General features: G+C 70.2%; 15 protein-coding genes. 6 read left to right on the top strand and 9 right to left on the bottom strand.

Going from position 1 to position 20,225, the window contains the following annotated elements:
- Nucleotides 1-7 precede the first annotated feature (7 nt).
- Together OWR29_RS24380 and OWR29_RS24385 are read right to left on the bottom strand one after the other, a co-directional pair.
- A complete protein-coding gene (locus OWR29_RS24380) occupies nucleotides 8-850 on the bottom strand; it encodes a carbohydrate ABC transporter permease (protein ID WP_267565514.1) in 843 nt (280 codons plus the stop codon).
- Nucleotides 851-927: 77 nt separating this feature from the next.
- Nucleotides 928-2,277, bottom strand: a complete 1,350-nt coding sequence (locus tag OWR29_RS24385; RefSeq protein WP_267565515.1) for an extracellular solute-binding protein — start codon at nucleotides 2,275-2,277, stop codon at nucleotides 928-930.
- 319 nt (nucleotides 2,278-2,596) lie between these two features.
- Between OWR29_RS24385 and OWR29_RS24390 the strand changes: the two genes are divergently transcribed.
- Nucleotides 2,597-4,948: a glycoside hydrolase family 3 N-terminal domain-containing protein gene (locus OWR29_RS24390; RefSeq protein ID WP_267565516.1), complete on the top strand. Its 2,352-nt coding sequence runs from the start codon at nucleotides 2,597-2,599 to the stop codon at nucleotides 4,946-4,948.
- Here the strand turns inward: OWR29_RS24390 and OWR29_RS24395 are convergent.
- Nucleotides 4,945-8,067, bottom strand: a complete 3,123-nt coding sequence (locus OWR29_RS24395; RefSeq protein ID WP_267565517.1) for a LuxR family transcriptional regulator — start codon at nucleotides 8,065-8,067, stop codon at nucleotides 4,945-4,947. The genes OWR29_RS24390 and OWR29_RS24395 overlap by 4 nt on opposite strands.
- Nucleotides 8,068-8,288: 221 nt before the next feature.
- On the opposite strand from OWR29_RS24395, the gene OWR29_RS24400 reads away from it, so the two are divergent.
- Complete coding sequence (locus OWR29_RS24400; protein WP_267565641.1) at nucleotides 8,289-9,122, top strand: alpha/beta hydrolase family protein; 834 nt, start codon at nucleotides 8,289-8,291, stop codon at nucleotides 9,120-9,122.
- Nucleotides 9,123-9,152: 30 nt separating this feature from the next.
- On the opposite strand, the gene OWR29_RS24405 is transcribed toward OWR29_RS24400, so the two are convergent.
- From OWR29_RS24405 to OWR29_RS24415, 3 genes are read right to left on the bottom strand one after another with little or no spacing between them, the layout of a single operon-like run.
- Nucleotides 9,153-9,485 carry a YnfA family protein gene (locus tag OWR29_RS24405; RefSeq protein ID WP_267565518.1) on the bottom strand — a complete coding sequence of 111 codons (333 nt, stop codon included), beginning with the start codon at nucleotides 9,483-9,485 and terminating at the stop codon, nucleotides 9,153-9,155.
- Nucleotides 9,485-10,102, bottom strand: coding sequence for a class I SAM-dependent methyltransferase (locus OWR29_RS24410; protein ID WP_267565519.1), 618 nt, complete (start codon nucleotides 10,100-10,102; stop codon nucleotides 9,485-9,487). The genes OWR29_RS24405 and OWR29_RS24410 overlap by 1 nt, the downstream gene beginning before the upstream one ends.
- Nucleotides 10,103-10,120: 18 nt before the next feature.
- Complete coding sequence (locus OWR29_RS24415; RefSeq protein WP_267565520.1) at nucleotides 10,121-11,800, bottom strand: copper resistance CopC/CopD family protein; 1,680 nt, start codon at nucleotides 11,798-11,800, stop codon at nucleotides 10,121-10,123.
- Between the two features lie 57 nt (nucleotides 11,801-11,857).
- Here OWR29_RS24415 and OWR29_RS24420 point away from each other — a divergent pair, with 57 nt between their 5' ends.
- The 4 genes from OWR29_RS24420 (at nucleotide 11,858) to OWR29_RS24435 (ending at nucleotide 16,477) form a co-directional block, all read left to right on the top strand.
- A complete protein-coding gene (locus OWR29_RS24420; RefSeq protein ID WP_267565521.1) occupies nucleotides 11,858-13,099 on the top strand; it encodes a YibE/F family protein in 1,242 nt (413 codons plus the stop codon).
- Nucleotides 13,100-13,125: 26 nt separating this feature from the next.
- Nucleotides 13,126-14,139, top strand: coding sequence for a LacI family DNA-binding transcriptional regulator (locus tag OWR29_RS24425; protein WP_438872648.1), 1,014 nt, complete (start codon nucleotides 13,126-13,128; stop codon nucleotides 14,137-14,139).
- Between the two features lie 268 nt (nucleotides 14,140-14,407).
- Nucleotides 14,408-15,421, top strand: a complete 1,014-nt coding sequence (locus tag OWR29_RS24430) for a 5'-3' exonuclease (protein ID WP_267565522.1) — start codon at nucleotides 14,408-14,410, stop codon at nucleotides 15,419-15,421.
- A 45-nt stretch (nucleotides 15,422-15,466) separates the two neighbouring features.
- The gene (locus OWR29_RS24435; protein WP_267565523.1) at nucleotides 15,467-16,477 is read left to right on the top strand and encodes an aldo/keto reductase; all 1,011 of its coding nucleotides are present in this window, start codon (nucleotides 15,467-15,469) and stop codon (nucleotides 16,475-16,477) included.
- Between the two features lie 697 nt (nucleotides 16,478-17,174).
- Here OWR29_RS24435 and OWR29_RS24440 read toward each other — a convergent pair.
- The 3 genes from OWR29_RS24440 to OWR29_RS24450 form a co-directional block, all read right to left on the bottom strand.
- Nucleotides 17,175-18,323 carry an alpha/beta fold hydrolase gene (locus OWR29_RS24440; protein WP_267565524.1) on the bottom strand — a complete coding sequence of 383 codons (1,149 nt, stop codon included), beginning with the start codon at nucleotides 18,321-18,323 and terminating at the stop codon, nucleotides 17,175-17,177.
- A 102-nt stretch (nucleotides 18,324-18,425) separates the two neighbouring features.
- A complete protein-coding gene (gene menC / locus OWR29_RS24445) occupies nucleotides 18,426-19,547 on the bottom strand; it encodes an o-succinylbenzoate synthase (RefSeq protein ID WP_267565525.1) in 1,122 nt (373 codons plus the stop codon).
- Entirely contained in the window at nucleotides 19,544-20,176 is a 633-nt protein-coding gene (locus OWR29_RS24450; RefSeq protein WP_267565526.1) for a MurR/RpiR family transcriptional regulator, read from the bottom strand. The genes menC and OWR29_RS24450 overlap by 4 nt, the downstream gene beginning before the upstream one ends.
- Nucleotides 20,177-20,225: the final 49 nt, after the last annotated feature.

A 20,225-nucleotide genomic window follows, 5' to 3' on the forward strand; every position in this document is an offset into this window, starting at 1 on the left:
GCCAACTCTAGGCTCCTTCCAGCTGGCTGTCGTCGGAGCGCCCGCCCAGCCGCCGCAGCAGCAGGGAGAGGCCGAGTCCGACGAGGACCAGGATGACGGCGATGGCGCTGGCCGGGCCCATCAGGTTGGCCTGGAAGCCCTGCTGGTACATGAGCAGGGCCAGGGCGCGGGTGGCGTCGCCGGGGCCGCCGGCGGTGAGCACGTAGATCAGGTCGAAGAAGGTCAGCGACCCGACCACCATCAGCGTGGACGACGTGATGATCGTGTACTTCAGCTGGGGCAGCGTGATGCTCCAGAACTGTTTCCACCGACCGGCCCCGTCGATCTGCGCGGCCTCGTACATGGAAGTCGGAATCTGTCGTACGGCGCCCTGGTAGATCAGCGAGTGGAACGGGATGAACTGCCAGGACACGATGAAGATGAGCGTCGCCATGGCGAGCGTCGAGTTACCCAGCCAGTCCTGGTTGAGTGCCTCGATGCCGAGGCCGCTGCCCAGTCCGAAGCTGGGGTCGAGCAGCGACTTGTACGTGATGGCGATGGCGGCCGAGCTCAGCAGCAGGGGGATGAAGAACAGGACGGCCAGGAACTCGCGGTAGCGCTTGCGGGCGGCGATGAAGACCCCGATGAGGATCGACATCGGCGTCTGCACGGCCCACGAGAGCGCCATGATCACGAAGGTGACCCAGATGGCGTGCGGCAGCTTGGGGTCCTGAAGTGTGGCCTTCCAGCTGTCCAGACCGGACGGCACGATCTCGCCGATGCCGTTCCAGGTGGTGAAGCTGAGCCAGAGAACACCGAGCAGCGGCACGATGCCGAACGCGATGAACCAGAGGAATGCCGGGAGCGCCATCCAGACGACGGAACCGCTCCGCCCGCCGCTGGACCTGGTGGGCTCCTTCGTCCGTACGACGGGCGGAGCGATCGTGGTCACTTGCCGATGACCCCGTTCATGCTGTCGACCCACTGCTGGGGGCTGACCTGCAGCTGGAACAGCTTGGCGATGTTGTCCAGCAGCGTCTCGGCCGCGGTCGGGCTCAGCGCCTGGTCCCACGACTGCGCGAACACCTTCGCGCCGTTGGCGATGCCGGCCATGTCCTTCAGGAACTGCGCGTCGCCACCGGTGAAGAGGCTTTCGCTGTTCTTCAGGACGGGCACGCCGCCGGACTTGACCCAGCCTTCCTTCTCCTGGTCGTCGACCAGCGTGGTGGAGAAGAACTTCTTGGCCGTCTCCTTCGCGGCGTCGGTCGCCTTGGAGGAGATCGAGAGGTACTGGCCGGGGTTGCCGACGGTGTTGCTGGGGTCGCCCTTGCCGCCCTCGACCGGCGGGAAGTTCATCCAGCCCAGGCCGCCGTCCTTGACGAAGTTGCCGCCGTTGGCGGTCTGGATGCCGTACGACCAGGAGCCGTGCAGCATCATCGCGGCCTTGCCGGTGTAGAGCAGGGCCTGGTCGGCGTTCGAGTCGGCCGTGGTCGACGAGAAGCCCTTCTGGAAGCCGTTGGCCTTCACCAGATCCTGGATCTTGGTGAGCATGTCCAGCACGGCCGGGTCGCTCCAGGCGTCCTTCTCACCGGCGAAGACGCGGTCGAAGACCTCGGAGCCGGCGGTGCGGTCGAGCAGGAACTCGAGCCACATCATGTTGGTCCAGCGGGACTGGCCGGCCAGCGAGAACGGGGCGATCTTCTGGTCGTTGAACTTGGGCACCAGGGCCATGATCTCGCCCCACGACTTCGGGGGCTGCACGCCGACCTTGTCGAAGACCTTCTTGTTGTAGAACAGCACGATCGGCTGCACGGTCTCGATCGGCATCGCGTAGATCTTGCCGTTGACCGTGGCCGCGCCGAACGACGACGGGAGGATCTTGTCCTTCACCGCGGCGTTCTGGCCGAACCAGTCGGTCAGGTCCTCGACCAGGTTGGAGTTCACGTACTCCTTGAGGCCGCCGCCGCCCCAGCCCCAGATCATGGTCGGGCCCTGGTTGGCGCCGAGCGAGGTCTTGATCTTCTGCTTGTACGCGTCGTTCTGGAAGTACGTCTCCGTGATCTTCGCGTCCGGGTTGGCGTCGTTGAACCGCTTGATCGCGGCCTTGCGGACGGGCTCACCGGGCGGGCCGCTGAGCGACCAGTAGCTGGCGCCGCCACCGCTGCCGCCGCCGTTGCTGGTGCCGCCGCCGGTGGTGTCGCTCGGGCCGTCGCTGCCACAGGCTGCGAGCGCCGCGGCGCCGGCCGCACCCGCGGCGAGGCCCATGAAGTTCCGCCGGGACATCGGGTTATTGGTCACGCTGATCTCCGAACTCGAATGCCGCCTCGGTGGCGGCGAGAGGATCGCCGTGGTGCTGAGCCGCCCCTGAGGGGCGCGTCGTCCGCGTCACAGAGGCTGCAACTTTCGCTCGACAACCGCAAATTAACACGAGGTTTCGTTAACGTAGGGTTTCGCTGTGATCATGTCAAGGGTCTTGCTGTGGTCGCGCTCCCACCGCAAGAGTGGACGCCATCGCGACCTGCGCGCAAGCCCCTGCTTAAGATCGTTCGACGCCGAGAAATCGACCTGTGCAAACACTGAAAGTTTCGGAAGAACCCGAGGAACCAGGAGTCGCGCCGTGACCACAGAACCGGCACACAAGCCATGGCAGGACCCGGCGCTGACCGTCGCCGCGCGCGTGGACGCACTTCTCGCCGAGCTGACCCTAGAAGAGAAGATAGGCCAGTTGGGCAGCCGCTGGGTCGGTAACGACATGCAGGACGAGCAACAAATTGACAACGAGGAAACCCTCAACGTGGCCCCCATGGCGGACGTTTTCGCCAAATCCGGGACAATCTCCCTTGAGGAGGCCAGCCGGCACGGCCTCGGTCATCTGACGCGTGTGTACGGGAGCAAGCCGCTCACCCCCTCCCAGGGCGCCGCCGAGGTGATCCGTCAACAGCACATCGTCCTCGCCAACTCGCGCTTGAGCATTCCCGCGATCGTCCACGAGGAGTGCCTGACCGGGTTCACCACCTTCGGCGCCACGGTCTACCCGGCCGCGATCGCCTGGGGCGCCACCTTCGACCCCGAGCTGGTCGAGCGGATGGCCGCCGCGATCGGCCGGGACATGGCCGCCGTCGGCGTCCACCAGGGGCTGTCGCCGGTGCTCGACGTCGTGCGCGACTACCGCTGGGGCCGGGTCGAGGAGACGATCGGCGAGGACCCGTACCTGGTGGCCCTGCTCGGCGCGGGTTATGTGCGCGGCCTGCAGAGCGCCGGGGTCATCGCCACCCTCAAGCACTTCGCGGGCTACTCGGCCTCGCGCGGCGCCCGCAACCACGGGCCGGTGCCGATGGGCCGCCGCGAGCTGCTCGACGTCATCCTGCCGACCTTCGAGACGGCGATCCGCGAGGCGGACGCGGGCTCGGTGATGAACTCCTACTCGGACATCGACGGCCTGCCCGCGGTGGCCGACCCGTGGCTGTTCACCGAGGTGCTGCGCGACCGCTGGGGCTTCACCGGCACGGTCGTCTCGGACTACTGGGCGGTGCCGTTCCTGGCCAGTACGCATCACGTGGCCACCGACATGGTCGATGCCGGCGCCCAGTCGCTGACCGCCGGCATCGACGTCGAGCTGCCGGACACGCTTGGCTTCAGCACCGACCTGATCGGCCGGGTGCCCGAGGAGCTGATCGACCGGGCGGTCCGCCGGCTGCTCACCCACAAGGTCGAGCTCGGCCTGCTGGACGCGGACTGGACGCCGGAGAAGTCGGTCGCCCCGGCCGAGGCGGTCAACCTGGACTCGGACGAGAACCGGGCGCTGGCCCGCGAGCTGGCCGAACGGTCGATCGTGCTGCTCGACGCCGGTTCGGCGCTCCCCCTGGCTCCGGACGTCCGGAAGGTCGCGGTCGTCGGTCCGGCCGCGGCCGATCCGCGTACGTTCATGGGTTGTTACGCCTTTCCCAACCACGTGCTGCCGCGCTATCCCGAGGCCGGGCTGGGCATCGAGGTGCCAACCGCCGTCGAAGCGCTCGGTTCTGCACTTAAGGGCAGCGAAATTGTGTACGAACAGGGCTGCGCGGTCATCGGCGGTGATCAGTCCGGTTTCGCGGCCGCGGTCGAGGCGGCCCGCGGCGCGGACGTCACCATCGCGATGGTCGGCGACCTGGCCGGCCTGTTCGGGCACGGCACCTCGGGTGAGGGCTGCGACGCCGAAGACCTGACGCTGCCGGGCGTGCAGGCCGAGCTGATCGAGGCGCTGCTCGCCACGGGCCGGCCGGTCGTGGTGGTGGTGGTTTCCGGTCGCCCGTACGCTCTTGGGGCCTTCGCGGATCGGGCGGCCGGCCTGGTGCAGGCGTTCATGCCGGGCGAAGAGGGCGGCGCGGCCATCGCCGGCGTCCTCACCGGGCGGGTCAACCCCGGGGCGAAGCTGCCGGTGCAGATCCCGCGGCACGCCGGTGGGCAGCCCGGCACGTACCTGCAGCCCGCGCTGGGCGCCGAGAACACCGGCGTCAGCAACCTCGACCCGGCTCCCCTGTTCCCGTTCGGGCACGGACGCTCGTACACGTCGTTCGAGCTGGACGACCTGCGGATCAGCAACGAGTCGGTGCCGGTCGACGGCGAGTTCACGGTGACCGTACGAGTGCGGAACACCGGATCGCGGGCGGGCGACGAGGTCGTGCAGCTTTACCTGAAGGACCTGGTGGCGCAGGTGACCCGGCCGGTCAAGCAGCTGACCGGGTTCGCCCGGGTGCCGCTCGAGCCGGGCGAGGCCAAGGACGTGACGTTCACGGTCCACGCCGACCGCACCGCCTTCACCGGCCGCGACTACTCGCGGGTGGTCGAGCCGGGCGATCTGGACGTGCTGGTCGGCACCTCCGCGACCGATCTGCCGTGCACGGGCCGGGTGACGCTGACCGGCGACCTGCGCGTGGTGGCCGATCGCGACCGCCGGCTGGTCACCCCGGTGACGATCGAGAAGATCTAGCCGGCGAGGAGCCGGGCCAGCTCGGTCCGGCTCCGGACGCCGAGGCGCGCGAAGACGTTGCGCAGGTGATGGTCGATCGTGCGGGGGCTCAGGTGCAGTTGCTGGGCCACCTCACGGTTGGTCGCGCCCTCGGCGACCAGGCCGGCGATGCGTTCCTGCTGGGCGGTGAGCGGGGCGCGGCCGACCGGGCCGATCCGCTCCCCCGCCGCCCGCAGTTCCCGGGCGGCCTGCTCGGCCCACGGCTGCGCGTCGAAGCGGTGGAAGTGCTCGACGGCCCGGCGCAGGTGGTCGCGGGCCTCCGCCGGCCGGCGACGGCGCCGCAGATGCCGCCCGTACAGAAGCTCGGTGTGGGCCAGGGCGAAGCCGGCGTCCTCGTCGCGATCGTGCCAGCCCAGCGCCTCGCGGAAGTAGTCGTCGGCCGCCTCGGCCTCGGTCAGCGCCCGGCACCGGCTGCGCAGGGCGAGCCAACCGGGTTGCCTGGTGCGGGCGGCCCACTCGTCGAAGACGTCGCTCCCCGATCCCCCGGCCTCGACCAGATGCGGCGCGATCGCCACCCGCAACGTCATCGAGCCGGTGCGGGCGATGCGGGCGAGACGTTCGGCGGCGGACTCGGGCCGCCCGGCCACCAGATCGAGCAGCGCCTCGGCCCAGTCACCCAGGGCGCCACGCCGCTCGCGACTCGTTTCCACGTCCCCCCGGAAGGCAGCCAGCAGACCGAGCAGATCGTCGTGCGCGTCGGCCAGATCGGGACGTCCGGCGGCCCTGGCGACGGCGGCTCCGTCCAGCGCGGCCTCGGTCGCCGCGTCATGGCGACCGGCGGCCAGCTCGGCGAAGGCGGTCACTTCCAAGGCTTCGGGCACGAGCGGCGCGTTGCCGGTCTCGCGGGCCAGAATGACAGCGCGCCGGGCCAGCCGAGCCGCGCGGCGGTCCTGGCCGAGCAGAATCCCGGTGCTCGCGGCCCGGGTGAGCGCGGCCGGGTCGGAGGTGTGGTCGGCCAGCCGCAGGACCTCGCGTAGATGCCCGAACGCGGTGTCGTGGTCGCCGGTCATCAGGTCGGCCAGACCCACCACCTGATGCAGGGCCATGTCGGTGGCCGGGCGCCCGTCACGGCACCGGGCGGCGGCCTGGCGGGCCAGGCGGGGATAGCGGCCCGGTTCCCCCGTACGACCGCAAGCCTCACCGGCCACCAGCAGGGCCTCAACCGCGCCGGCAGGGTCGGCCGTCATCAGCTCGCCGGCCACGTCGAGCAGAGCCTCGCGCGACTCGGCGGGCGCCCGGCGCAGGCGCATCTCGGCGATCAGCGCCTGGGCCCGGCCCCGTACGGCGGCGCTCCCCCGCAGTTGGGCGGCGCGGCGCAGTAGTGGCCGGGCGTCCTGGGGACGGCCCGCAGCCATCGCCGAACGGGCCGCTTGCAGAAGCGCTCGAGCTTCGCCGGCCGGGGTGCCGCTGAGGTCCGCGGCGTAGCGCTGAGCGGCGAACGCTTCCGGGGGCGGCGCGGCCTCAGCAGCAATCAGAAGATCACGAGCCAGGTCGTCATCCGGCGCGGCAGCGACGGCCGCACGGTGCAGCAACGCCTGCAGGGTGCGGCCGCGGCTGCCCAGAACCTCGGCGAGGGCCAGGTGGGCGGCTTGCCGGCGGCCGATAGGTTCCTCGTCGTACGCGACCAGCCGCAGCACACCCGGCTGGAAGCGCACCCCGTCGGCGTCGGCCACGATCAGCCCTGCCCGCTCTGCCGGTTCCAGATCGCCAATACCAATGCCGACGCCGTCCGCGGACGCGAGGACAGCACGGCCCGTCTCGCCCGCCGCCTCGGTAACGAAACCAACCGTCTGGTTGGCAAGAGCGGACGCGGCACGGCCTGGCATGTTGCCCCGCTCGGCGTCGAAACCAACCGGCTGGTTGGCAAGCGCGGAGGGCGCGCGGCCCGGCTCGTTGCCCCGCTCGGCATCCAAACCAACCGGCTGGTTGGCAAGCGCGGAGGCGGTGCGGTCCGGCTCGCTGCCCGGCTCAGCGCCTGAACCAACCGGCTGGTTGGCAGGCAAGGGCGCTGATTCCTCCGGCTCGGCGTTGAAACCAACCGGCTGGTTGGCAGAAGCGCGAGCGTCGGGCCGTCTCGTTTCGGTGCCGGTTGTGGCTACTCGGCCCGCTGCGGCGATCAGGTCGGACGGGCGGGCGGCCGGGTCGGCGGCGGCCAGCAGGAGTAGGCGGCGGGTCGCTTCCGGCAGCGCGTCCAGGGCCGTACGGAATCGGAGCCTTAAGGGGCTTCGGGCGGGCAGCGAGACAGGCGGCGGCGCCAGGCCTCGCCGCTGTTGCGGTGTCAGCGAGGCGGCCAGTTCGGCGAGAGCGGCGGGATGCCCCTCGGCCAGCGCGGTCAGGGCAGATGCGACCTCGGCGGTGACGTCCGGGGCGTGCTGGCGGATCAACGCGTGGCTTGCCTCGGCGTCGAGTGGGGTCAGGCGGCGCGTCGGGAGACCACCGGCGGCCGCGTCCGATGTGACCGAGGCCAGGATCGCCACCGGAAGGTCGTGGATACGGCGGGCGAGCATCCGCATCTGCTGCCACGACAAGGGATCGAGCAGGTCGGCGTCGTCGAGCAGGCAGAGCACCGGTCCGCTCGCGGTCACCTTCCGGAGCAGCGCCTGCAGGCTCAGAGCGAGCACAAGCGGCTCGGGAAGTTCGCGCCCGGCGACCAGCGAAGCGAGCGGCCCGGCACTCAGCAGAGCGATCGACCCGGCACCAAACGAAGCGAGCGGCCCGGCACCTAACGAAGCGAGCGGTCCAGCCTCCAGCGACGCGAACGGACCGGCACCCGGCGAAGCGAGCGGACCGCCATCCACCGAGGCGAGCGGTTCAGCCTCCGGCGAAGCGAGCGGACCGGCATCCAGCGAAGTGAGCGGCGAGGCGAGCGGGGCGAGCAGGCGCTGCAGGCCGGCGCCCGACAGGGTGGACTCGTCGGCGTAGCCGGGGGCGGCGAGCACCGTCCATCCGTCCAGCCCGGCTGCGGCGGCCCGCAGCGTCGTCGTACGGCCCTCGCCTATTGCGCCGGCCAGCACCAGCGCGCCGCCACGGCCTGCGGCGGCGGCTGTCAGAAGTTCATGCACTGTGGGTGCATTTTCCATGTCGCGAGTCTGTCGGGGCTGGGTGCGGGCCGGAAGACATCGACGCCGACTTTTCGGCTGATGAAATTTCGGAGGTGTTAACGGGCCATGACGGATGGCTGGTGATTTCGCCGATGCGCACCGGCGGCGAGCGCGCAAACACTGACCGCCATCAATTCCCTTAGCCCCCGGGAGCGTGTCAGGTGCAGCAGGTTCGCAAACTCCGCCGGATCGTTCTGGCCATGGCCACCGCGTCGGCTCTGGCCGTCGGTCTCGCCTCGGCGCCGGCCCAGGCCGCCGACAACCCGTACGAGAGAGGCCCCGACCCCACCGCCGCCGTGCTCGACGCCAGCCGCGGCCCCTTCTCCGTAGCCACCGAGAACGTCTCTTCCCTGGTCTCCGGCTTCGGCGGCGGCGTCATCTACTACCCGACCTCCACCACGCAGGGCACCTTCGGCGCGGTCGCCATCTCGCCCGGCTTCACCGCCACCTGGTCGAGCCTGGCCTGGCTGGGCCCGCGCATCGCCTCGCACGGCTTCGTGGTGATCGGCATCGAGACCAACACGCTTCTCGACCAGCCCTCCTCGCGCGGGTCGCAGCTGCTGGCGGCGCTCGACTACCTGACCCGTACGAGTTCGGTGCGTTCGCGCATCGACACGTCCCGCCTGGCCGTGGCCGGGCACTCGATGGGTGGCGGCGGCACGCTCGAGGCCGCCCGCACCCGGCCCTCGTTGCAGGCCGCCGTGCCGCTGGCACCCTGGAACACCGTCAAGAGCTTCTCGACCGTACGCGTCCCGACCCTGATCATCGGCGGTGAGAGCGACACGATCGCCCCGGTCAGCTCGCACTCGATCCCGTTCTACAACAGCATCCCGTCGGCCAGCGAGAAGGCCTACCTCGAGCTGAACAACGCCAGCCACTTCTTCCCGCAGTCGGCCAACACGTTCACCGGCCGGCTCATGGTCTCGTGGCTCAAGCGCTTCGTCGACAACGACACCCGGTACGACCAGTTCATCTGCCCGGGACCGTCGAGCGTCTCCATCTCCGACTACCGCAACACCTGCCCGCTCGTATAAGCGACGCGCATGAAGAGGGGCTGACGAGAGTCAGCCCCTCGGCGCGTACATGATCACGCCCACCCCGACCAGGCAGACGACGGCGCCGATCACGTCGTAGCGGTCGGGGCGGAACTTGTCGACGACCATGCCCCAGGCCAGCGAACCGGCCACGAACACCCCGCCGTACGCGGCCAGGATGCGCCCGAAGTTGGCGTCGGGCTGCAGCGTGGCCACGAACCCATAGGCGCCGAGGGCCACGATGCCGGCGCCGATCCACAGAAGCCCCTTGTGCTCCCGGACGCCCTGCCAGACCAGCCAGGCCCCGCCGATCTCGGCGACGGCGGCGAGCACGAACAGCAGGACGGACCGGAAGATCAGCACTATCCGAGTTTGACAGCGTGGATCCGTTCGATGCTTCCGGCCTTGACCCGCTCACTTTCGACGATGTCGAATCCGGCCGCCACGACCAAGGGCCGCTGGCGACGGGTGAAGTGTTCGCCGGCCGTCGCGATGGTCACCCGCTCCAGCAGCCACTGGGCGGCCCGCACCGGCGGCCACGAGCTGCCGATGTGGTCGACCAGCAGCAGCCGCCCGCCCGGCACGAGCACCCGGCGCATCTCGGCGATCGCGGCGCGCGGCTCGAGGATGGTGCACAGCGAAAGCGCGCAGACGACCGTGTCGAAACTGCTTTCCCCGTACGGAAGGTGCTCGGCATCCCCTTCGCGCAGGTCGACCGTACGGCCAAGTTCTGTTGCCTTTCGACGGGCCTGAGCGAGCATGACCGGGCTCAGTTCGATGCCGCTGACCGTCGCCTCGGACGAGTAGAACGGCAGGTTGCGCCCGGTGCCGACGGCCACCTCGAGCACCCGGCCGCGGGCCCGCTCGCCGATCCACTCGCGGGCGCCGGTGAACCAGACGCGTTCGAGGAACACGATCTGCCGGTCGTAGGCGGGCGCGGCCTTGTCCCACACTTCGCGCGCCTTGTCGGTCGCACTCATGCGCCCGAGGGTAGCGAGCTAGCGCACCGGGATGGTCGTCGTCACCGTGGCCTGATCGATCTCGGTCGTCCGCAGGGTCATGGAGAGCTGCCACTCGCCGGGGAACGGGAACGTCAGGTTGCCCAGGCCCTGGTTCTCCAGGATGGAGGCGACCGGGTTCTCGATCGCCTCGATGCCCTTCTCCGGCAGCGACAGCGTGACCTGCCATTCGAGCACCTTCAGCGGCTTGCCTTCGGGCGTGTAGACGAAGGCGTGGATCGTGTTGTACTCGCCCACGCCGGCCGGGAAGACCTCGAACTGCACCGAGTACAGCTTGCTGTTCAGCGTGGTCACGAAACCCCGGGCCTTGGCCGCGGCCACCGCCTCGACGTCGACCGCACGGCCGGGGTTGGTCTGCACGAGTACGGCGGTGGCCGCCAGCACCAGCGCGGTGATCCCGACCTCGACCCCCGTCGCGCGCCGTAGCTGTCCGGGGCTGGCGGCGGCGGTGCCGCGTTGCACGAGCCGGCGCGACCAGGCGGCCACGCCCAGCACCACGATCAGCAGCCCGGTCTTGATCAGCAGAAGCCGTCCATAATCGGACTTGAAGAGCGCGTCGACGCTGCCGACCTGCACCACGGCCTGCAGCACGCCGGCCGCGACCAGCCAGTAGACGGCCAGGGCGGCCCACCGCGACCACGACGGCAGGATCACCCGCAGCTGCCGGGTGTCGGCGCGGCGCAGCACGATCGCGGTCAGCGCGACCAGACCGCCGAGCCACACCGCCATGCCGGCCAGATGGGCCGTGTCGGCCACTACCAGCAGCCAGGCCAGCGGCGAGGCGGCCGGGTGCCCGGTCAGCGGCCAGGTCACCAGGATGGCGACGGTCAGTCCCACCAGCACGGCGGTGGGGCCGCGCCCGGCATGCCGGTGCACCCGCGGCACCAGGTACGCGGCCACGGCCAGCAGTGCCAGCCGGACGACCAGGATCACCCCGAACGACGTGGTCAGCACCTGGCCCAGTTCCCCCGCCGAGACGTCGAACGGGCCGGCCCCGGACGACGCGGGCGCCTGCAGCCAGATCGCGGCCAGCGTGCTCAGCGCCGTGACGCCCAGCCCGGCGCGAGCCAGCGTGACCAGGGAGCGGCGCTGGAACCACAGGGCGAGGAAGAGCACCGGCCCGACCGCGAGCGTCAGACCCCCGTACCCAAGGAACTTGGAAGTTGCCGTCGCTGTCTGCACCGCCGGGTGGACGCCCTCGTCGATCGCGGACGGCGCGCTGGCCGAGGGGGCGCCGACCGAGAACGTGAAGGCGCCCGAGATGGGGTGACTGTCGGCCGAGACGATGCGATAGCTGACCAGGTACGTGCCCAGCGGGCGATCGGCCGGGCGCAGCTTGATCGTCATGCCGTTCTGCTGCGGCTCCGGGTCGCCGACGTTGACCCGCTTGCCGTCGGGGCCGATCACCTGGGTGCGGCCGGGGATCACCTGGACGGCCTCGTTGAAGCGCAGCACCACCTGGCCGGGGGCGGCCTTGACGATCGAACCCTGCTGCGGGGCGGCCTGCGTGAGGATGGCGTGGGCGCTCGCGGGCTGAGCCGGCCATCCCAACAAGGCGACGACAATGCCCAGACCAGTCGCGAGCAGCCAGGACACGAGCCGGCGGTGCCAAACGTTCCCCACGGGTGGCCGTACGGAAATGTCGGTCTGCCGGTTCATTCGCGCCATAGTGCCTTGCCGCTCGCCGGGGCCGCGCGCTGGCCTACCCTGGTCGCCATGCCGGGCCACCATCACCACTCCTGGGCGGGCACTCCGGGCGCTCGCCGGCTGACGTTGATGTTCCTGATCCCGGCCGCGCTGCTGACCGTGCTGGGCCTGCTGCTTCTGTGGCCGAGCCAGTCACTGCCGGGCGCTCGGGACGCCGAGGGCCTGACCCGGGTGACCGGCGAGGTGCAGGCGGTCACGCCCGTGCCGTGCGCAGAGGTGCCGGAAGGCGATCCGGCCCCTCCGGAAAAATGCGGAACTGTCACCGTACGGTTGTCGGACGGCACTGAGGTGAAGGCCGAGATCCCCAACGGCCCCGGGGCGGTCGAGGTGGAGCCCGGCGATGACGTGGTGCTGCTGCGCCTGCTGGACGGCGAAGGCGGGGAGAGCGAAAGTTACTCGATCGCCGACCACCAGCGGGGCACCGAACTGTGGATGCTCGGGGCGGCGTTCGCGCTGGCGGTGATCGCGTTCGGGCGCTGGCGAGGTTTGACCGCGCTGGCCGGGCTGGCCCTCACGTTCGTCGTGCTGTTGCTGTTCGTGGTGCCGGCCATCCTCGACGGCAAGTCACCGGTGCTGGTGGCCGTGGTCGGTGCGGCCGCGATCATGCTGAGCGTGCTGTATCTGACGCACGGGTTCTCGATAACGACATCGATCGCGGTGGCGGGGACGCTGGCCAGCCTGACCATCACGGCGCTGCTGTCGGCCGTGGCCACGGCGGGCACGCATCTCAACGGCGTGGCCGACGAGACGGCCAACTTTCTCAGCATCACCGAGGGTGAGATCAACATGCGGGGCCTGTTACTGGCCGGCATCGTGATCGGGTCACTGGGCGTGCTGGACGACGTGACCGTGACCCAGTCGGCCACAGTGTCCGAGCTGGCCGAGGCCAATCCCTCGTACGGTTTCCGGCAGCTGTACGGGGCGGCGACCCGCATCGGGCGGGCGCACATCGCCTCGGTCATCAACACGATCGTGCTGGCCTACGCCGGGGCCTCGCTGCCGTTGATGCTGCTGTTCGCGGCCGGGGAGACGCCGGTCAGCGAGCTGCTGACCGGGCAGCTGGTGGCTCAGGAGCTGGTGCGGAGCGCGGTCGGCACGATCGGCCTGATCACCGCTGTACCGATTACAACTGCGCTTGCGGCGTACGCGGCCTCGCGGCGCGCGTCGGAATCGGAGCGCCCTGCTCGCTCGTCACCGCCGCCTTCGGATGATCACTGGGCGGCCTTCGCCGACCGGCAGGACCGCCCGTAGAGCGTCGCCGGTTTATGCTGCCGCGGATGAGTGTGAAGCGTGGGCGGCCGCCCGGAATGATGGACGTCGCCCGGCTGGCCGGCGTGTCCCACCAGACCGTGTCGCGGGTGCTCAACGAGCACCCCAACGTCAGCGAGCCGACCCGGCTCAAGGTGCGCGCGGCCATCGCCGAACTGGGCTACCGGCCCGACCGGGCGGCCCGGGCGCTGGTCACCGGCACGTCCAAGGTGATCGGGGTCGTCGCCCAGAATTCCTCGCTGTACGGGCCGGCCTCCATGCTGACCGCGTTCGAGGAGGCGGCCCAGGCCACCGGCTTCGCGGTCAACGTGGGCAGCGTGCGCAGCCTCGACGAACACTCCATCGCCGAGGCGGTGGAACGCCACCTCGACCAGCGGGTGGCCGGCCTGGTCGTGATCGCCCCGGTCGCCTCGGCCGCGCCCGCCCTGGCCAAGCTGCCCGGCGACGTGCCGCTGGTCACCATCGACGGCGACCCGGAACGCTCGTCGTCCCTGGTCACGGTCGACCAGACGGCCGGCGCCCGGGCGGCCACCGAACACCTGCTGGCGCACGGACACCGGACGGTCTGGCATATCTCGGGCCCGGCCGACTGGTTCGACGCCGCCGGCCGCGTACGAGGTTGGGAAACTGCCCTTCGCGAAGCCGGCCGCGAGGTCCCGCCGCTGCTCACCGGCGACTGGAGCGCCGCCTCGGGCTACCGCAACGGCCAGTTGCTGGCCCGCCTGCCCGACGCGACCGCAGTCTTCGCCGCCAACGACCACATCGCGCTGGGCCTGCTGCGAGCCCTCAACGAACACGGCCGCCGCGTACCGGCCGACGTCAGCGTGGTCGGCTTCGACGACGTGCCCGAGGCCGCCTTTTACACCCCACCCCTGACCACCATCCGCCCCGACTTCGACGCTGCTGCCACGGCTGCCCTCGAACTGCTGCTGGCCCAGATCGAGTCGGGCACAACCGAAAACGCGCGCCGCATCATCGCCCCCACGCTGGTGGAGCGGGAAAGCGTCGCCCCGCCGGCCTAGCCGTCCGCCGAACCCGCGATCTCGCCGAGCCCGGCGCTCTCACCGGACCCGGCGCTCTCACCGGACCTGTACGCCGGGCACAGCCCTCCGCCGGCCCCGGCCACCCCGCCGCACCTGCGCACTCGGCACAGCCCCCGCGGCCCAACCCGGCCACCCCGCCGCACCCGCGCCCGGGCGAATGCGTCTCACCCCGGCGGAAGCCTGGAGGGCGCCACGCCCCACGCTGGGGAAACGGAAAGCGTCGGTCCCCCGGCGTAGTCTCTGTCGCGTGCCACGCCCGGACCCCCTTCTGCTCGTTCTCGACGGCAACAGCCTGCTGCACCGCGCCTACCACGCCGGCGCGGGCGACGGCTGGGTCGACGACGACGGCAACCCGATCTGGGCGTTGCGCGGCCTGTTCGGCTACATGGCCCGGGCTGCGGCCCACCTACGCCCCGATGCGATCGTCGTCGGCTTCGACTGTCCCGTGGATTCGGCCCGCCGCGTCGACTACCCGCCCTACAAGGCCCACCGCCCCGACAAAGCTGAGGATCTGACGGCCCAGCTGCTGGCCGCGCCCGACCTGCTGCGTGACGCCGGCGTGTGCGTCGTGGTCCCGCCTGCCTACGAGGCCGACGACGTCCTGGCCAGCGCGGCCGCCACCGCCCGGGCCGACGGCTGGCGCTCGGTGCTCATGACCAGCGACCGTGACGCGTTCGCCCTGATCGACGACGCCACGACGGTGCTGCGGGTGCGAAACGGCGGCTTCGACGAAGCCGTGCTGATCGACGCCGCCGCGCTGCCCGCCCTGTACGGCGTCCACCCTTGGCAGTACCGCGACTTCGCCGCCCTGCGCGGCGACCCCTCCGACAACCTGCACGGCGTACGCCGCTTCGGCGCCACGACAGCGGCCAAGCTCCTGACCGCCTTCGGCACCGTCGAGGCCGCCTGGGAAGCCGGCGTCGACCTGATCCGCGACGCCGTCGGCGCTCACGCCGCCACCACCTTCACCGCCGACGGCGCCCGCGACATCGTCGACCGCAACCGCCGCCTCATGGCCATGCGCCACGACCTGCCGATCCCCGACCTCTCCGGCGCCCGCCTCCCCCTGAGCATGGCCGTCATGCGCCGCGCCCTGCGAGCCCGCGGCATCAACCTCGGCCCGTCTCTCTGGGCCCTCACCGGCGGCGACCCGCCCACCGCCCCCGACGCCGACCCGACCCCGGAGTTCCGCCCCTGGGTCTTCCGCGGCAGCCTGACCGCCCGCCGCGAACCCACGCCGGGCCAGCTCTCGCTGTTCTGACGCGCGCTTGACTTCGAGTGCGCTCGAAGACCTAGCGTCGCCGGCATGCAGACGATCGAACTGGGACGGACCGGGCAGCACGTCAGCGCGATGGCGCTCGGGGCCATGCAGATGGGCGGCGCCACCGACGAGCGCGACTCCGTGTACATGCTCAACCGGTACTTCGAGGCCGGCGGGTCGTTCGTCGACACCGCCAACTGCTACGAGTGGTGGCGGCGCCCGGGCAGCCTGGGCGGCCAGAGCGAGGAGCTGCTGGGCCGCTGGATGCGCGAGGGCAACCGGCGTGAGCAGGTCTTTCTGGCCACGAAGGGCAGCGCGGTGCCGATCTTCTCGCCGGACCTGTGGGACGACCAGGGCCAGCCGAATTGGGAGCTCGCCCGCCGTACGTTCGAGGGCGCCGGCGCCGACACGCTGAGGCACGCGCTCGACGGCAGCCTGCGCCGCCTCGGCACCGACCACGTCGACCTGTACTACGTGCACGTCGACGACCGGAGCACGCCGCTGGAGGAGACGCTCGAGGCACTGCACGGTCTTGTGCAAGCGGGCAAGGTGCGCCATCTCGGATGGTCGAATGTGCGCACTTGGCGGCTCGAGCGCATCCGGCAACTGTGCGAGCGCAACGGCTGGACCCTGCCGGTGGCGGTCCAGCAGCAACACTCGTATCTGCGGCCGGGAGCGTCGGCCGACACACCCTCGATCGTCGACTTCGAGCAGCTGGACTATCTACGCGAGCACCCGGACCAGACGCTCGTGGCGTACTCCCCCATCCTCAAGGGCGTGTACGACAGCGCGGCCAAGCGCGACGGCCACTGGATGATGGAGAACTACACCGGCCCGGACGCCGACGCCCGCTTGGCGGTGCTGGCCGACGTGGCCGCCGAGGCCGGCGTGAAGCCCAACCAACTCGTCCTGGCCTGGCTCCTGCATCAGGAGTCGCCCCGCGTGCTCCCGCTGATCGGCCCACGCACCCGCGACCAGTTCGACGACGCGCTGCCCGCCCTGGACGTCAAGCTCACCGACGACCAACTGCACCGCCTCAACAACGCCGGCACTTGACAGCGCATACGGGCCGGCGGCCAGGCTGTCGAGCGTTCGTGGCACGAATTCGTTCGAAGCCGCGCAGCCGAGACCACCCGCTCAGGGCCGCGCGGCCGACACGCCAGCTCGTTCAATGCCGCGCCCAAAACGCCACGTCGCTCACGGACGCGCACCCCAAACAACAACTCGCTCGACACCGCGCAGTCTGAACGCAACTCGCTCCACATCGCGCAACCGAGACGCCACCTCGATCACGGTCGCGCAGCCTGAACGCCGACTCGCTCAACATTGCGCATCCGGAACGCCAACTCGCTCACGGTCGCGCAACTCGAACGGCCACTTCGCTCAACACCGCGCGACCGGACGCCAACTCGCTTACGGTCGCGCAACTGAGACGCCAACTCACTTAACGTTGCGCAACTCAAACGGCCGGCTCGCTCACGGTCGCGCAACTGAGACGCCAACTCGCTCAACGTTGCGCAACTCGAACGGCCGGCTCGCTCACGGTCGCGCAACTGAGACGCCAACTCGCTCAACGTTGCGTAACTCGAACGGCCGGCTCGCTCACGGTCGCGCATCCCAGATTGCAGACTCGCTCAATCGCTGTCACTCGCTTCCGGCGGCCACGGGGGACGCCGGAAGCGAGTCTCAACCTCAAGCTCAACTTGACGTTCAGGTTGAGCTTGAGGGTTGAAGGTTGGCGCGTTTGTGCAGGTCAGAAGCGTTGGGCAATCCAGTTGGCTACCCGCTCGGCGGAGACGGTCACCGCCGTGTCGTGGTCCTGGCCGGGGAGCGTGTCGTAGCGGACGACGGCGTTCTGATCGCGCAGCCGTTGCACCAAAGCGTCAGTCAGCGTCGCCGGGACGGTGGCGTCGTCGGCGCCCTGCACGATGTAGACCGGTGCGGCCGGCCGGGTCTGCGCGGGTTCCACGTACTTGTAAAGCTCGTCGACCCACCGCTCGGGCAAGGCGCCGTTGTTGAGCAGCTGAGCGGGCATCAGGTTGGCGTACGCGCCGAGGATCTCGTACAGGCAACCGGTCTTCAGGACGTCCAGACGGCGCTCGGCCGGAGAGGCAAGCACGTCGGCCGGCCGGAACGAGGGCTCGACGGCGTTGAGGCCGAACAGCGCCATCACCAGATAGCCCTTGCCCTCGGTCTGCGGGATCAGCTCGGCCAGAGTGCGCACACCGCTGGTCGGCGCGATGCTCACCGAGCCGCGCAGCTGCAGCTCACCGTCGTACGAGCCGGACAGCTGGTTGGCGAAGAGCGCGGCCTGCCCACCCTGCGAGTGACCGTCCACCACGTACTGCGGCGAGAGGTCGTCATCGAGGTTCCGGGCGGCCCGGACGCTGTCGATGATCGAGCGGCCCTCGCTGTTGCCGATCAGGTACGGGTGCGGCTGGTCGGTGCCGATGCCCGGGTAGTCGGGGGCGGCAACCGTCCAGCCACGCTTGAGCAGTTCGCCGACGGCGGTGCGCGCTTCCGGATAGAACGCCTGCTGGTTGGTCGAAGGTGCGCACTGGTCAGCGAGCCCCGTCGTTCCGTGCGCCCACGCCACTGTGCGGTTCTTGCGGCGCTCCTTGGGCGTGATCACCAGCCCGGTCGCCTTGATCGACTTCCCGCGTACGTCGGTGGTCAGGTACACGATGCGGACGGCGTCGCCCAATCGGCGCAGCTCATCCGGCAGGGTCGCGGGCGCTTTGCTGATCACCGCGCCCGGACGGGCGGGATCCCACTTGAAGACGGGGCTCGGGGCGAGCGCGGCGGCGCCGGGCGAGGCCAGGGCGAGAGCCGGCGCCGGGGAGACGGCTGTGGCACCAACCAGCGTGGCGGCGAGGAGGCGAACGATCATCTGTCTGCGCACAGACGCTATGGTCAACCGATCAAAAGCCGCTTTCCGTACGCCGCACCGAGCCCGATCGGGTGATCATCAGCCCGCATCATGCATCCTGAGCAGCCAAAACGCTCAAGCGCGAGACACCGTCAGGGCGTCGGTGGTGTTCGCCTCGATGAACGGCAGGTCGGGATCGCGACCCAGTCCTGGCGCGGCAGAGACCTCGACCAGGCCGTTCGTGGAGACGATCGGCTCGGTGGTGACGTCGCGGGCGTAGTACTTGTCGGAGCCGGAAACGTCGGACGGCAGCGTGAAGCCGGGCAACGCGCTCAGCGCCACATTCGCCGCGCGCCCGACGCCGAACTCGTGCATGCCGCCGCACCACACCGGCACACCGTGGTCAACGGCCAGGTCATGGGCCCGTACGGCCCAGGTCAGCCCGCCCATCCGGGACACCTTGATGTTGAGGATCCGGCCCGAGCCCAGCCGCAACGCCGTCACCAGGTCGTCCAGCTCCTCGACCGACTCGTCGAGGCAGATCGGCGTCTCGAGCTGCTTCTGCAGGTCGGCCAGGTCGGCCAGCGCCCGGGGCCCGTACGGCTGCTCGATCATCAACAGCCCCAGCCCGTCGAGCTCCTTCATCACCGCCACATCCGCCGGCGCGTAGGCCCCGTTCGCATCGACATGCAACGGCATTGAGGGGTACGCCGAACGGACGGCCCGCACCGGCTCGACATCCCACCCCGGCGCGATCTTGAGCTTGATCCGCCGGTAGCCCTCCCCCACCCGCAACGCCACCTGGCCGAGCAGGTCGTCGATGGTCGGCTCGATCCCGAGTGACACCCCCGCTTCAACTTCATTCCGTACGCCACCCAGTGCGGCCGCCAGCGGAACCCCACGCTCGGCCGTCCACAGCGACCAGGCCGCCATGTCGAACCCGGCCCGCGCGAACTGGTTACCGCGCACCTTGCCCAACGCCTCAGCCAGCTCACCGGGGTGATTCCACTCAGCCGCCAGCGCGATCGGCGCCAGGTGGTCACGGGCGATCGCCCAGCACGTCTCAACCGTCTCAGCCGAGTAGAACGGCCCACTGGGCGACGCGATCTCACCCCACCCGACACCGCCGTCACGGTCGGCGGACGTGAAGGTGACGAGGATGTGTTCGAGTGAGCGTTTGGCGTGCGAACTGGTCTGGAATTCGTGCACGAGCGGCAGGCGTACCCGGCGCAGCTCGACGGTGCTGATTCGCGTCATGTCCGATCCACGTAGAGGTCGAGTTCGGCGGCGAGGGCGTCGCGTTCATGCAGGCGGCGCCCGGCCCCCTTGGAGCTGGCGATGGTCAGAGTGGCCAGCAGGTGCAGCACCAGCACGACAGACGTGGGCGAACTGGCGTACGACGCAGTGTCCGTCCCGATGACTATCCGGGTGCTCGCCAACTCCGTCAGCGGAGCGTCGTCGGCGTCAGTGATCAGCACAAGCTCACCCCCGTGAGCGACGTAGGCCTCCGCCGTCGACACGGTGTCCCGCCGATAGCGCGACATAGCGACTGCTACCAGCAGGTCCCCTTGCCGAATGTCCCCGAGCACGTCGAGCGGCCGCACAGTCGCCCCGTCCACCAGATGCACACCGGACAAGCCCGCGCTTAGATCGGCCGCCAGCAGCGACGCATAACTGAGCGACTTGCCGTTCCCGAGCAGAAAACGCCGCCGCGCCGACACGATGCGCGCAGCCGCCTGCTCGATAGCGTCGTGCTCGGCCGCCCACGACAGCGCCTTGCCAAACGCCGTGCGCTGCTGCTCCAACACCCGATGCTTGAGCACCTGCGCCGACCGCCGCTGCACGTTCCGCTCAAACCGCTCAGCCGGCGACGGATGCGCAGTCATAGCGTGCTCACTCCCACCGTCATCTCCCCCACTGGATGGCCGTTCGTGT

Origin of the sequence: Paractinoplanes pyxinae (assembly GCF_026626335.1) — a bacterium.
GTDB classification, from domain to species: domain Bacteria; phylum Actinomycetota; class Actinomycetes; order Mycobacteriales; family Micromonosporaceae; genus Actinoplanes; species Actinoplanes pyxinae.

Excerpts from the sequence above, each read along its gene's own strand:
- OWR29_RS24380 (WP_267565514.1), bottom strand. The coding sequence starts at position 850 with ATGGCGCTCCCGGCATTCCTCTGGTTCATCGCGTTCGGCATCGTGCCG.
- menC (WP_267565525.1), bottom strand. The coding sequence starts at position 19,547 with ATGACGCGAATCAGCACCGTCGAGCTGCGCCGGGTACGCCTGCCGCTC.
- OWR29_RS24450 (WP_267565526.1), bottom strand. The coding sequence starts at position 20,176 with ATGACTGCGCATCCGTCGCCGGCTGAGCGGTTTGAGCGGAACGTGCAG.
- OWR29_RS24410 (WP_267565519.1), bottom strand. The coding sequence starts at position 10,102 with ATGAGTGCGACCGACAAGGCGCGCGAAGTGTGGGACAAGGCCGCGCCC.
- OWR29_RS24415 (WP_267565520.1), bottom strand. The coding sequence starts at position 11,800 with ATGAACCGGCAGACCGACATTTCCGTACGGCCACCCGTGGGGAACGTT.
- OWR29_RS24425 (WP_438872648.1), top strand. The coding sequence starts at position 13,126 with ATGAGTGTGAAGCGTGGGCGGCCGCCCGGAATGATGGACGTCGCCCGG.
- OWR29_RS24420 (WP_267565521.1), top strand. The coding sequence starts at position 11,858 with ATGCCGGGCCACCATCACCACTCCTGGGCGGGCACTCCGGGCGCTCGC.
- OWR29_RS24400 (WP_267565641.1), top strand. The coding sequence starts at position 8,289 with ATGGCCACCGCGTCGGCTCTGGCCGTCGGTCTCGCCTCGGCGCCGGCC.
- OWR29_RS24435 (WP_267565523.1), top strand. The coding sequence starts at position 15,467 with ATGCAGACGATCGAACTGGGACGGACCGGGCAGCACGTCAGCGCGATG.
- OWR29_RS24395 (WP_267565517.1), bottom strand. The coding sequence starts at position 8,067 with ATGGAAAATGCACCCACAGTGCATGAACTTCTGACAGCCGCCGCCGCA.